Annotated in this window: 8 protein-coding genes; 6 read left to right on the top strand and 2 right to left on the bottom strand. The window is 52.7% G+C overall.

Annotated elements, in window-relative coordinates; translation table 11 throughout:
* The first annotated feature begins 64 nt into the window (after window positions 1-64).
* Entirely contained in the window at window positions 65-1051 is a 987-nt protein-coding gene (locus L855_RS16840) for an adenosine kinase (RefSeq protein ID WP_192925042.1), read from the top strand.
* Window positions 1052-1232: 181 nt separating this feature from the next.
* Window positions 1233-2750 (top strand): bifunctional aminoglycoside phosphotransferase/ATP-binding protein, encoded by a 1518-nt coding sequence (locus L855_RS16835; protein WP_219729933.1) that lies wholly within the window; start codon window positions 1233-1235, stop codon window positions 2748-2750.
* Between the two features lie 28 nt (window positions 2751-2778).
* Here L855_RS16835 and L855_RS16830 read toward each other — a convergent pair whose 3' ends face one another.
* Window positions 2779-3234: a DUF2214 family protein gene (locus L855_RS16830; RefSeq protein ID WP_159789954.1), complete on the bottom strand. Its 456-nt coding sequence runs from the start codon at window positions 3232-3234 to the stop codon at window positions 2779-2781.
* A gap of 677 nt (window positions 3235-3911) precedes the next feature.
* Between L855_RS16830 and gltB the strand changes: the two genes are divergently transcribed.
* Window positions 3912-8564 (top strand): glutamate synthase large subunit, encoded by a 4653-nt coding sequence (gene gltB / locus L855_RS16825; protein WP_219729932.1) that lies wholly within the window; start codon window positions 3912-3914, stop codon window positions 8562-8564.
* Between the two features lie 231 nt (window positions 8565-8795).
* Here the strand turns inward: gltB and L855_RS16820 are convergent, their stop codons facing one another.
* Window positions 8796-10313, bottom strand: a complete 1518-nt coding sequence (locus L855_RS16820) for a DUF5691 domain-containing protein (RefSeq protein WP_219729931.1) — start codon at window positions 10311-10313, stop codon at window positions 8796-8798.
* 175 nt (window positions 10314-10488) lie between these two features.
* Here L855_RS16820 and L855_RS16815 point away from each other — a divergent pair, with 175 nt between their 5' ends.
* Genes L855_RS16815 through L855_RS16805 form a run of 3 tightly spaced genes read left to right on the top strand, consistent with a single transcriptional unit; the run spans window position 10489 to window position 12963 of the window.
* On the top strand, window positions 10489-12237 hold the full coding sequence (locus tag L855_RS16815) for a helicase HerA domain-containing protein (protein ID WP_159789950.1): 1749 nt from the start codon (window positions 10489-10491) through the stop codon (window positions 12235-12237).
* A gap of 37 nt (window positions 12238-12274) precedes the next feature.
* Entirely contained in the window at window positions 12275-12523 is a 249-nt protein-coding gene (locus L855_RS16810; protein WP_159789948.1) for a hypothetical protein, read from the top strand.
* Window positions 12520-12963, top strand: a complete 444-nt coding sequence (locus L855_RS16805) for a type II toxin-antitoxin system VapC family toxin (protein ID WP_246198955.1) — start codon at window positions 12520-12522, stop codon at window positions 12961-12963. The genes L855_RS16810 and L855_RS16805 overlap by 4 nt, the downstream gene beginning before the upstream one ends.
* The last annotated feature ends 1066 nt before the right edge of the window (window positions 12964-14029 follow it).

The raw sequence follows: 14029 nt of genomic DNA, 5'->3' as shown, positions 1-14029 counted from the left end.
GCCTAGGGCGTCCACAAGGGCGCGCCCCTACGTCTTTTCTGTTCCCTGTTCCCTGTTCCCTATCATGCCTAAATACAACCTTTACGCCCTCGGTAACGCCCTCGTTGACTTTGAATTTGAGTTAGATGAGGCCAAACTCTCTAGCCTGGAGATTGATAAAGGGGTGATGACCTTAATTGACGAAGAACGGCATCATCATCTCGTCAACGAACTCGCCCCCCATGAAGTCAAAAAAGCCTGCGGGGGGTCATCGGCCAATACCGCGATCGCCGTTCGTCAGTTTGGCGGCAAGAGTTTCTACTCCTGTCGAGTCGCCAACGATGAGAGTGGCCTGTTTTATCTCGAAGACTTGCAACGCTGCGGCGTAGACACCAACATCCAAGCCAACGATCGCCCCGACGGCGTGACGGGAAAATGTCTCGTCTTCGTCACCCCAGATGCCGATCGCACCATGAACACCCACTTAGGAATCGCCGCCGAGTTTTCCAAAGATGAGTTAGTTCCCGACGCGATCGCCGACTCGGACTATCTCTATATCGAAGGCTATCTCGTCAGTTCCCCCACCGGCAAAGCCGCCGCTATTGAAGCCCGAAATATCGCCCAAAAGGCGGGTGTTAAAACCTCCCTCTCCCTCTCCGATCCCAATATGGTGACGTTCTTCAAAGAGGGCTTATTGGAGATGATTGGCGATGGCCTAGATTTCCTCTTTGGCAATGAAACCGAAGCCCTGAAACTGGCCGACACGCAAGATATCAACGAGGCGATCGCCCATTGCAAAACCCTCACGAAGCAATTCGCCATCACCCGAGGCGCTCAAGGGTCCCTCATTTTCGATGGAGACTCTATCATTGAACTAGATGCGGTCCCCGTCAACGCCATCGACACCGTAGGGGCTGGAGATATGTACGCAGGAGCGTTACTCTATGGCATCACCCACGGGATGAGTCTCCCCGATGCCGGGAAACTGGCCTCCAAAGCCTCCGCCCGCATCGTCTCCCACCTCGGTCCCCGCCTCACTCCCGAAGAAACTCGCTCGCTTCTGTCGTCATAACGTCTCCCTGGCTGTGGGGGCGAAGGGTGTTCACCGAGCCAATAGTCGAGGTGCCCTTCGCTCCTACAATTTGCTATTCTCAATCATTGATGAAGCTGTCTATTTGAAATACACAAAAACTTTTTTATAAAAACCGTTTAAAACACAACTTATCCCTTGTTGATTCTTATTTAAAATCTCCATGTCTTCTCTCCCGAAACTGATTCAACAGATGCAAGAACCGGAGTTTTACCCCCATCCGGTGACGCAACCGATTCAACTTAAACAAACTCATGGCTCTTTTGTACTGTTAACCGGGGAGTTTGTTTATAAAGTTAAAAAATCCGTCGATTTAGGCTTTTTCAACTATTCCACCGTCGAGAAGCGGGGGCATTTTTGCCAAGAAGAACTTCGTCTGAATCAGCGGGGCGCACCGGGAATCTATCTGGCGGTATTGCCCATTACTCAGGAGGGCGATCGCTTTCATCTCAACGGCGACGGAGAGCCAGTCGAGTATGCCCTCAAAATGCGTCAGTTCCCCAAAGATAACCTATTTTTAGACCTACTCGATCGCGGTGAACTGACCCTTAGCCACATGGAAGAGTTGGGGCGAATCGTAGCCGACTATCACGCCCAAGCCCCCACCAATCACGAGATTGCCAAATTTGGCGAAGTGGCGGCCATTCGCGAAGCCATTGACGATAACTACCGCTACACACAAGCCTATATTGGTCGGGCTCAAAGTCAACAACAATTTGACGAAACCAAAGCCTATAGCGATCGCATCTTCGCCGAACACCCTGACTGGTTTGAACAACGGATTCGAGAGGGCAAAATCCGTAATTGTCACGGAGATCTCCACTTACGCAACATTGCCCTCTGGGGCGATCGCGAAGCGTGCGGGAACCGCAATCGCATTCTCCTATTTGACTGCATTGAATTTAACCAAGCCTTCCGCTATGTAGATGTCATGTACGATGTGGCCTTCACCGTCATGGATTGTCAAGCCAGAGGCCGCCGAGATTTAGGCAACGCCTTCCTCAACACCTATCTCGAAACAACCGGCGATTGGCAGGGATTGCGTATTTTACCCCTGTACCTTAGCCGTCAAGCCTATGTGCGGGCCAAAGTCACCTCCTTCCTCCTCGACGATGAATCCGTCTCCCCAGAAGAGAAACAAGCCGCCGCCACCACCGCCGCTGAGTATTATCATCTGGCCTGGGAATACACCCAAAGCCAATCCGGGCGCATTATCATGATGTCAGGATTATCCGGTTCCGGCAAAAGTACCCAGGCCCGGAAGATTGCCCGAGAATTAGGTGGCATTCAGATTCGTTCCGACGCCGTTCGCAAACATTTGGCGGGCGTGGCCCTCCAGGAACGGGGCCCCCAAGCCATCTATAGCCGGGAAATGAGCGATCGCACCTATAGCCGACTGGGGGAACTTGGGGGTATGCTGGCCGAGTTAGGCTGGATTGTGATTCTCGATGCCAAATACGATCGCCGCTGTTGGCGAGATAAAGTGCATCAGCGAGCGCAAGCCGCCGGGATTCCCCTACAAATTGTCCATTGTCACGCCCCCCTAGAGGTGTTAGAACAACGACTGAGGCAACGTAGCGGTGACATCGCTGACGCCACCGCCGATCTCCTCGGCAGTCAACTCCAACAAGCCGAAGACTTCACCCCCGAGGAGCGATCGCTGTTAGTAGATTTGCCCTAACACCTCCCCATTCCTCAGTCGAATTTCCTTAAGCTAGACCAATTCCACGAGCCATTAAACTGGCAAACAAAGGAATCAGCAACATCCCAACAATTTCCAAGCTCACCAAACTCGATAACACCTGAAACTTGCCACGACTTAAGGATGGCACTCGCACCTCTTGTAAGTCCTTAATCCACAGAATAAACGTTACTGTCGGATAGAGGGACAATGTACCAACCAGCAAAAACAAGCCGATTTTCGTCCAAAATAGAGGATTATCCAGATAGTAATCTGCCCCTTTGCCAAAATAAAGAACTCGTAACACTCCCGTAATCAAGACCCCAATCGCCGAGAGACCATAAACCACATCCGCAATCACAATTCGGCGAGCCTTTTCCAAACTGAGGTCAGATTGTAGACTTAAGCGTTCCACCACCAGGGCGGCGATCGCCAGCATAAAGGAGAGATAATGACAATAGGCAACAATAGCACTCTCAAGCATGATTTCACAGCCAAAAAACAGCAAACAACAGAAGCCAGTAACCCGGCTGAGGCCAAGCCAACCCCAAGCCAACCCCAAGCCAACCCCATGAGTCAGACCCCAGAGCCAGCTCAGCCCACGATATTTTTACCAGTCAACGATATTAGTATATTTTAGGCAGACTTGAGGCAAATTGGAGAGACCCCCTAGATGTTGAAACGCCTTTCGGCCCGGCAATTCGTCAACAAACCATTACGTACGTTGCCAGAGTGGGGTCTTTTCAACTAAGATTTGTGCTCTAAGATCAGAATGGTGATCGAGATTGGCCCTTGTCGGGATGAGGTCGAAGGCGTTGTTCCCAACCCAAAACAGCCTTGAAGAGCGAATTGACGTTCAAAGTAGCTTCTTGTTGAAACCCCCCTCTCCAACGGGATGGTTAGCTTTTTCCGAGGCGATTGTGGCGAGTCGCACATCCAAGCTGACGTAGCGACGTTTCCGATTCAGATCCCTCCACGAGCGCCCCCCATTGAAGATGTCCCACCTTCACCCGTGGGACATTGCGATCTTTGATGACGATCGCCCACGATTGCCATCCTAGAGCCTGGGAGCACATCTCCAAGCCAACTCGTCAAGCCAAATCTCTAAAAATCTCCCACCCCCGAAAAAAGCTAAAATACCCATCACGTAGAGGAACGAACATGGATCGAATGGGCATAAACCGCAACGAAAACCAGCAAACCACCGCAGCCGTGACCCCTAACCAAGCCGCCAGCGCACCCCGAGACGGACAACGATGGCTCGTCGAAGAGCGGGACGCTTGTGGGGTTGGCTTTATTGCCGCACAGAACGGACAGGGCAACCATGACATCGTCAGTAAAGCCCTCGCCGCCCTCTCCTGTCTAGAACACCGGGGTGGATGCAGTGCCGACGACGACTCCGGAGACGGATCAGGGATTCTCATGGCCATTCCTTGGACCCTGATTGAACAATGGTGTCAAGAGAACAACCTGACCCCAGGGGTTCGTGAGCGGATGGCTGTGGCCATGATCTTTCTCCCTCAAGACGAGGAAACCGCCCAAGAGGCCCGGGACGTCGTCAACGAAAACCTAGAAAAAGCTGGATTTAACATCATCGGTTGGCGTGTAGTTCCCGTCAATCCTGACGTTCTCGGTCCCCAAGCCAAAGCCCTCCAGCCGGAAATCGAGCAAGTCATTGTCAGCCATAACGAACTTGACGGAGACGAACTCGAACGGGCCACCTTCTACGCACGGCGTTTGGTTGGCAAAAACCTAAACGACCATCCTGCTATCCAATGGGGCTATAACTTCTATATCTGCTCCCTCTCCAACCGCACCATCGTCTACAAAGCCATGGTGCGTGCAGCGGTCTTGGGAGACTTCTACAGAGACCTGCAAAACCCCGACTACACCAGTGCCTTCGCCGTCTATCACCGCCGCTTCAGCACCAACACCATGCCCCGCTGGCCCCTCGCGCAACCCATGCGCCTGCTGGGTCATAACGGCGAAATCAATACCCTCCTCGGGAACATCAACTGGATGAAAGCCCGTAGCCGGGACCTCCAGAATGACCTGTGGGGCGATCGCATCGATACCCTCCTGCCCGTGGTTCACGCCGAAAACAGCGACTCGGCCAACCTAGACAACGTCATGGAACTGTTAGTGCGTTCCGGGCGCAGTCCCCTCGAAGCCCTGATGCTGATGGTTCCCGAAGCCTACATGAACCAGCCGGAACTCGAAGCCTATCCGGAAGTGTTGGACTTCTACAAATACTACAGCGGCGTTCAAGAAGCCTGGGATGGCCCCGCCCTGTTGGCCTTCAGTGACGGTAAAATCGTCGGTGCAGCCCTCGATCGCAACGGCTTACGGCCCGCCCGCTACATCCTCACCAAAGACGGCTTTGTCATCGTCTCCTCCGAAGCTGGAACCGTCCCCATCGACCCCGCCAACATCCTCGAAAGTGGGCGTCTCGGTCCTGGAGAAACCGTTGCCGTTGACCTCGAACACCACAAACTCCTGAAAAACTGGGATGTTAAACGGCAAGTAGCCGCCCAACATCCCTTCGGCGAATGGGTTGCCGCTAGACCGATTTTGGGGCAAGCCGAGACCGACTCCCCCTTCCAAGTCGATGGCGAGAGCCTTGTGCAACAACAAACCGCCTTCGGCTACACCAAAGAAGACGTGGATATGGTGGTGGTTCCCATGGCCCGGGATGGCAAAGAACCCACTTTCTGCATGGGAGACGACATTCCCCTGGCAGTCCTCTCGGACAAACCCCGTCTTCTCTACGACTACTTCAAACAGCGGTTTGCCCAGGTCACTAACCCCGCCATTGACCCTCTGCGGGAAGGCCTCGTCATGTCCCTAGAGATGAAACTCGGCCGACGGGGCAACTTGCTCGACACCGCCCCCGGACCCGATCGCCTCTTACGCATCGAGAGTCCCATCCTCGGAGAAAATGACCTCAGCGGCATCCGTAACAGCGTTCTCAAGACCGTAACCCTTTCCACCTTCTTTGACCTCGATAGTGGAGCAGAGGGGCTAAAACCTGCCGTAGAAGCCCTCTGTGAGCAAGCCGCTGCCGCCATCCAAGACGGCGCCGAAATCCTCATCCTCAGCGATCGCTGCGATCGCCACGGCAACCCCAGTCTCGTGGGCGAAGACAACAGCTACATTCCCCCACTGCTTGCCGTGGGCGCTGTTCACCACTCCCTCATCGCCCGAGGCCTGCGGATGAAAGCCTCCCTGGTGGTCGATACCGCCCAATGCTGGAGTACCCATCAATACGCCTGTCTGATTGGCTATGGGGCCAGTGCCGTCTGTCCCTACCTGACCTGGGAAACCCTGCGTCAATGGGCCAGTGACAGCCGCACCCAATCCCTGATGAAATCCGGCAAACTGCCTGAAATGACCCTCGCCGACGTGCAAGGGAACTATCGCAAAGCCGCCGAAGCCGGATTACTGAAAATTCTCTCCAAAATGGGAATTTCCTTGCTCACCAGTTACCAAGGGGCACAAATCTTTGAAGCCATTGGTATCGGGGCGGACGTGCTCGACTTGGGCATGAAAGGAACCGCCTCCCGCATCGGTGGCATGACCGTTGCCGACCTCGGCCGAGAAGTCCTCAGTTTCCACAAACGGGCCTTCCCCCATGTCGCCAAATTAGAAAACTACGGCTTCGTCCAATACCGCAAAGGGGGCGAATACCACGGCAACAACCCCGAAATGACCAAAGTGCTGCATAAAGCCGTGCGCGAGAAGCAGTACGACCATTACGAGGTCTATAAAAATCACCTGATGAGCCGTCCGGTGACCGCCCTGCGGGACTTACTGGACTTCAACAGCGATCGCCCCTCGATTCCCCTAGAGGAGGTCGAACCCGTCGAAGCCATCCTCAAACGCTTCTGCACCGGAGGGATGTCTCTCGGGGCCCTCTCCCCAGAAGCCCACGAAACCCTCGCCATCGCCATGAACCGCATCGGCGGCAAATCCAACTCCGGCGAAGGGGGAGAAGATCCCGTGCGCTTCAAGATTATCGATGATGTGGACGAAAACGGCTTCTCCAACATTCGTCCCCAACTCAAAGGCCTCAAATCCGGCGATACCGCATCCTCCGCCATCAAACAGGTGGCCTCAGGACGCTTTGGCGTGACCCCCGAATATCTGATGCACGCCAAACAAATCGAGATTAAGGTCGCCCAGGGGGCCAAACCCGGAGAAGGGGGACAACTTCCCGGCCGCAAAGTCAGCGAATATATCGCCATGTTGCGCCGTTCTAAACCCGGCGTCCCTCTCATCTCCCCCCCTCCCCACCATGACATCTACTCCATCGAAGATTTGGCGCAACTGATTTTTGACCTGCACCAAATCAACCCCGAGGCCGGAGTCTCAGTGAAACTGGTGTCCTCCGTGGGCATTGGCACCATCGCCGCTGGGGTGGCCAAAGCCAACGCCGATGTCATCCAAATTTCCGGTCATGACGGCGGAACCGGGGCCTCTCCCCTGAGTTCGATTAAACATGCCGGCAGTCCCTGGGAATTGGGCCTGACGGAAGTGCATCGCGTCTTAATGGAAAACCAACTCCGCGAACGGGTCGTTCTGCGGGCTGACGGAGGGATGCGTTCCGGTTGGGATGTCCTCATGGCTGCCCTCATGGGCGCTCAGGAATATGGCTTCGGAACTATTGCCATGATTGCCGAAGGCTGCATTATGGCGCGGGTGTGCCACATGAATAGCTGCCCCGTCGGTGTGACCACGCAACGGGAAGATTTACGCAAACGCTTCCCTGGCATTCCCGAGAACGTGGTCAACTTCTTCCTGTTTGTCGCCGAAGAGGTGCGATCGCTCCTGGCCCGTTTAGGCTATCGTTCTCTCGATGAGCTGATTGGACGTTCCGACCTCCTGAAAGTCCGGGAGGAGGTGACACTGAGCAAACCCCACGCCATCGATCTCACCTGTTTAATCGACCTACCCCAAGCCGACAATCGCGACTGGGTGCAACCCCAGCCAGTTCACAGCAACGGCCCCGTCTTAGATGAGCAAATCTTAGCCGATGCTGAGGTGAGCCAAGCCATCGAGCAACAGGGGTCTGTCAGCAAAACCTTCGAGATTGTCAACACAGACCGTTGTGTCGGCGCGCGCATCTCCGGGGTGATTGCCAAGCAATATGGCAATAGCGGCTTTGAAGGAGAACTGAATCTAACCTTTAGCGGCAGTGCCGGACAAAGTTTCGGGGCCTTCAACCTACCCGGAATGGTCTTAAGCCTACAAGGGGAAGCCAACGACTATGTCGGCAAAGGAATGCACGGTGGAGAACTGCGGATTCAACCGGCCGCCGGTGCCACCTTCAAGCCAGAAGAGAACGTAATTCTCGGCAACACCTGTCTCTACGGCGCAACCGGAGGCATCCTATTTGCCCAAGGGTCTGCCGGAGAACGGTTTGGGGTTCGCAACTCCAAAGGCCAAGCGGTCATCGAAGGGGCCGGCGACCACTGTTGTGAGTACATGACGGGGGGTGTGATTGTCGTCCTCGGTCCCGTCGGCCGCAACGTCGGGGCTGGAATGACTGGCGGTTTAGCCTACTTCCTCGATGAAGACAGCAAATTCCCCGCCAAAGTGAACCCCGAAATCGTCAAGATTCAGCGGGTATCCACCGATGCCGGAGAAGAGCAATTGAAGTCTCTGATTCAGGCCCACGCCGAGCGTGGCAGTGCCAAAGCCCAACGGATTCTCGACAACTGGTCCACCTACCTGCCCAAATTCTGGCAAGTGGTTCCCCCCAGTGAAGCGGACTCTCCCCAAGCAACGGCAGCCAAAGCCCTAGCCAACGCCTAATCCCCAAGAGGTCCCCAGAGGTTGGGGCCAAATTCCCCACGCCCCAACCTCACCCACATCGCCATCCCCTCCTAGGAGGGGTGCCCGGAGGGCGGGGTGGGTTCTTCCCTATTGCCTACTGCCTAGGGCAACCACAAGGGATTGCCCCTACGTCTTTTCTATTGCCTACTGCCTATTGCCTACTGCCTATTGCCTACTCCCCCCTGTTCCCTGTTCCCTGTTCCCTGTTCCCTATTCCCCATTCCCTTCTCCCAACCCTTCCCGAAATACCAGCAAATCCAAAAACTGCTCAACCGTTTGTCGCCAATAGGATTTCGGCTTCATCTGGGGTAACAGACTCTCCCGAAACTCCCCCTCCAATTGAGGATTCATCCAATAGGAAAACTGGCGAAACGTCGATCGCACCGCCCAATCATAATGATCCTGACTCCCTAAAATATCCCCCCGGAACCGTTGAAAAATCGCCCGAGAGAAGCCATCACTCCAAGGCCAATCACAGAGTTGTAAGAGGCGTAAACTCGGATGACGCTTACTCATCCTCTCCGGGTGAGCCTGGAGATGCCCCAGAATCCAGGCTTCCCGTTCCTCCAGGGGGAGACTGTGCAACAGACGGCGATCGCGTTCCTGAACCGCCTCCAGTCGCCCCGGAATCTCCAGCCTCAACAAGCATCGGGCCCAATCGCGATCCTGATGAATCATAGCCGCGATCGCCCATCCCTCCAACAGATACTCCCAAAGAGGATGCTCCTGCGCCAACCCCAGCCACGCCTCAATCTCTTGCCCCTGGGCCCAAACCCGAGGCGGAACCCGGGCCAATTGTTGTAAAAACCACCAAGGCTGAGGCGGAACCTTTGCCGGAGACTTTTCTCGCACCCCATCCCCTCGCATCTGGGGCGTCATCGTCTCTGGAAGCATCACCTTCAACCCCTGGGGCGATCGCACCAACCGCTGACAAACCCAGCCCGTCACCCGTTGCACAAACTCAGACTCCGGCAGTTGCGTCAGCAGCCGCGCCGCCATCTCCCGCACCTGCTGACTCTTATCCCCCAGAGCCACCTCCAGAAACGGCTCATCCGCCGCCGTTAAGCCCTGCTCGAAGGTTTTAAGGTATTCCGTGCGATCGCCCGCCTTATGCCTCTCCCAGACCCCTCTAACCCACTCTCTCGCTCGTTCAGGGTTAGTCAACCGCATCTGAGTCAACCCCAACACACGAGTCGGCAAATTTTCCTCACCCCAGGCCTCCTCCGGCGTCACCCCCAGCCTCAACGCCGCAAACTGCCAATCCGGGTTTTGCCTGGCCAGCCAGTAGCCGCGATCGCCCAACACCGGTAATATCAAAGGGCGCAGTTCCCGCCGTACTCGGCCCATCTCCAACAAATCCGGCAAAACCTCCGGTGGAACCCGCACCCCCACCTCAGCGGCCCATCCCAACCACAGCCTCAATCGTTCCGGAACCTCCTCCTCTTGCAAACTCTCTTGCAGCAGCCGACTCGCCGCCGCTGAACACAGTGGTAACCGTTCCTCCGGCGCCACCTCAGCCCCTGTCTCAACCGCCACCCGAGGAAACACGCGCCCCGCCTGACGTTGTACACTGGCGATCGCCAACGTTTGCAAAATTTCCACTTCTACGCTATCACCATCAATCAGGGGTTCCATCTCCTCTGACAGCGGCACAATCTCAGCCAACGGTCGTTTTCCCAACCGTTGCGTTCCCAACAAAACCGCCTTAACCAGCGCCTCCCAAACCACTCCACCCACCTCCCATCAACCCCTCCCCAGTCTACAGCCCCTACTGCCCAGGGCAACCACAAGGGATTGCCCCTACTGCCCAGGGCAACCACAAGGGATTGCCCCTACTGCCTTCTCCCCCCTGTTCCCTGTTCCCTATTCCCTGTTCCCTATTCCCTGTTCCCTCCCCTTAACCATGTTCGATCGCCCTCTCGGTTCCGTCATCCAAGGTTCTCTCAGTCACGGCCTAGAAATTCGTCTACATCCCGACGTTTCCGTCGAAGAAATGCGCGTCGGCAAATTCCTCGTCGTACAGGGAAGCCGGGCCCGCTTTTTCTGCCTCCTCACCGACGTCTCCCTGGGAACCGCCAGTCAGCGTGTCTTCGCCAACCCACCTCATCCCGAAGATGACTTCCTACAAGCGGTTCTCGCCGGAAGTGGCACCTACGGAACCCTCGAACTCACCCCCATGTTGATGTTAATGACACGGGATGCCGAAGAACTAGCCCGCGTCATGCTACAAGCCAGCGGCCAAGGGGTTAACCAAAATGGCCGTAAAGGCAAAAAATCCAAGAAATTAGCCTCCTTTGAAGCCAACAGTAGCGCCGAACTGGACTTACTCCCCGTCAAAACCATTCCCAGTCACTTCTCCCAAGTTTATGAAGCCCTCGAAAGTGATTTTCGCTCCGTTTTTGGTTGGGAAGATGACCCAACTCGAAAAAACTTTGCGATCGGTAAACCCCTCGATATGGACGTTCCTGTCTGTATCGACCTCGATCGCTTCGTCGAACGCAGTAACGGTGTATTTGGCAAATCAGGAACCGGCAAATCCTTTTTAACCCGACTGCTTCTCTCGGGAGTCATCCGCAAAGATGCCGCCGTAAACCTCATTTTTGATATGCACTCCGAGTACGGTTGGGAAGCCCAATGTGAGGGTAAAAACATCAATACCGTAAAAGGTTTGCGGCAACTGTTTCCCGGCAAAGTAGAAATGTACACCCTCGACCCCGAATCCACCCGACGGCGAGGCATTCGCGATGCCCAGGAACTGTATTTAAGCTATGACCAAATTGAAGTTGAAGATATTAGCTTAGTACAACGAGAGTTAAATCTCTCCGAAGCCGCCATTGAAAATGCCATCATTCTCCGCAACGAATTTGGCAGAACCTGGATTACAGAATTGTTGGCGATGGAGAATGAGCATATCCAGGTGTTTTGCGAAGAACGACGGGGCAACAAATCATCAATTATGGCCTTGCAGCGCAAGTTAATGCGCCTCGATGAATTGAAATATATCCGCAACACTTGCCCTCAGAATTATGTCAATCAAATCCTCAATTCCTTGCAAGCTGGAAAACACGTAGTTATTGAGTTTGGCTCTCAGAGTAATATGTTGTCCTATATGTTGGCAACCAACGTCATTACTCGCCGCATCCACCAACATTATGTCAACCAATCAGAGCAGTATTTACAGAGTAAAAACCCCCTTGACAAACCGCGCCAGTTGGTGATAACTATCGAGGAAGCTCACCGCTTTTTAGATACCGCCTCTGTTCGCAGTACCATTTTCGGAACCATTGCCCGCGAGATGCGGAAATATTTTGTCACCTTGTTGGTCGTAGATCAGCGTCCCTCGGGAATTGATAATGAGGTCATGTCTCAGGTGGGAACTCGGATTACGGCCCTGTTGAATGATGACAAAGATATTGATGCTATTTTTACGGGGGTATCGGGGGGACAGAATCTGCGATCGGTATTGGCGAAGTTAGACTCAAAACAACAGGCCTTGATTCTCGGTCATGCGGTTCCCATGCCTGTAGTGGTTCAGACTCGTCCCTATGACCAAACTTTCTATACTGAGGTGGGAGATTTAGATTTAGATGACCTCTCCGACGACCATGTGGCGGAAATTTCTGAAGCGGCGAAGTTGGATTTAGGGTTTTAAGGATTTAACATTGGGAAAACTTTGGGAGGTTCGGGTTATGAGTCCTTTACTAGAGCAACTCTTGCAGCAAGTAGAACAACTTACACCTGAGGAGCGTTTAGAGTTAATTCGGCAGATTGCACAGGGGCTAAAAATGTCTGATATAGCGATCAAAGCCAAACCTCGATGGAGCGATTTAAAAGGCATGGCTCCCTATCCAATGATGGGAGAAGATGCTCAAGAATGGGTTTCACGCACTCGGCGGGAAGGGGATGAACATCGAAGCCAGGTATTGCGAGGCGAATGATGAAAATTGAGATAGCTTTAGCAGGGGTATCTCGGTTGTTTTTAGATACGGCCGCTGTCATTTACTTTGTAGAACGAAATCCTAGTTTTGTCGATAGGGTTGATTCAATATTTGAGCGATTCGAGTCTGAGATTATACCAGTGGTGGGATCAGTGACGGTTGCCGAGTGCTTAGTGGGTGCTTTGCAGATGAGCTTAACGGATTTGGAACAAGCTTATATGGCTATTTTTGGAAGCGATGATGTCCTGTTTGTTGAGAATACCCTGACAATCTCTCAGGAGGCAGCACGGGTTAGAGTTCAATACAATCTACAACTGCCTGATGCATTGCAAATTGCCGCTGCGATGGGTTCTGGCTGTCAAGCATTTTTGACAAATGATGCTCAGCTAAAGCGAATAGCTGAGTTAGATATTTTGCTGGTTAGTGAGTTGGAGGTTTGAGGGAATGTAGTGATTGATCTCCAAAATGAGTCTTTATAAGTCAAGATGATAAGTAAACTTGGCTCTTCCGATCTGAACTTAATAGGTAAAAAATAAGGCTCTTCTGGGTATGAGTTGATAGGCAAAACTTATATAAAAAATGGTAAGGGTTTCAGGCTTTTTGGGGGTCAAAAAGTGTATCATTCTATACATTCTTAACCGTAAACCCAGAAGATCCAAAAACAACTGAAACTCTTACAGAGCAAGACTTTTCAAAAAAAGTCAGTGAAATTGCTTGCGCCCCTTTTCGGGTAGAAGTTTTCGGTATTTACCTTACATACTAGGATCGGAAGAGCCACAAATCTTGATAGCAGATTAAAATCTTTGCCGTAGCTGGGTAAATGCATCAAAATCTAGAACTTCTCAGATTCTCATTAAGCCAGCTATACGCCACGACTTATCGAAACTTTCTCAGACTCGATGGCCGGATGTCTTGAGATAGCTGTTGCCAGAGAATAGTTAAAACTACGATCTCTTGTGTCAAATGTTTTCACCCTTACCCAAATTAGGCATCTAATCTCCCAAAATAAACCCTGAATATAAAAATTAGTTAGGTCTAAATAAATCCTGGCAATGATAGTTAACTGTATTAGAAGAGACCTTGAATTTTCAAGCGATTTCCACAATAGGCTGCTTTGTATTTTCATAAAGATACTGAATCTGTTGAATTGAATCGGGCTTTAGTTTTTGAGTTTTGTTAGAATAAAGTTTATCTTGAAACTCATTTTCACTCAAACCTTTTCATACGAACGTGGGAATGATGGATATTTAGGATTTACCCTGTCACCTATCTGCGTCAACTCTATCTTTTATGAGTTTTCTGGGTTTAGGGTGATAAGTAAAATTTATGGCAGATTATATCCCTTGCTGTTGGGGTGAAAAATTTTCCCCTCCTGGGAGGGGCTATGGGTGAGTTACCCTACAATTTGGTATCCAATGCAACAAATCACACCATATATCCTGAAGACTCTCTTTTATCCATCACTCAGCTTTGAGCAAGCATCATTAAACGGGAGTCACATCCCAT

The sequence above is a fragment of the Sodalinema gerasimenkoae IPPAS B-353 genome, assembly GCF_009846485.1.
Classification (GTDB): Bacteria; Cyanobacteriota; Cyanobacteriia; order Cyanobacteriales; family Geitlerinemataceae; genus Sodalinema; species Sodalinema gerasimenkoae.
This window is presented reverse-complemented; position numbering and strand designations above follow the sequence as displayed.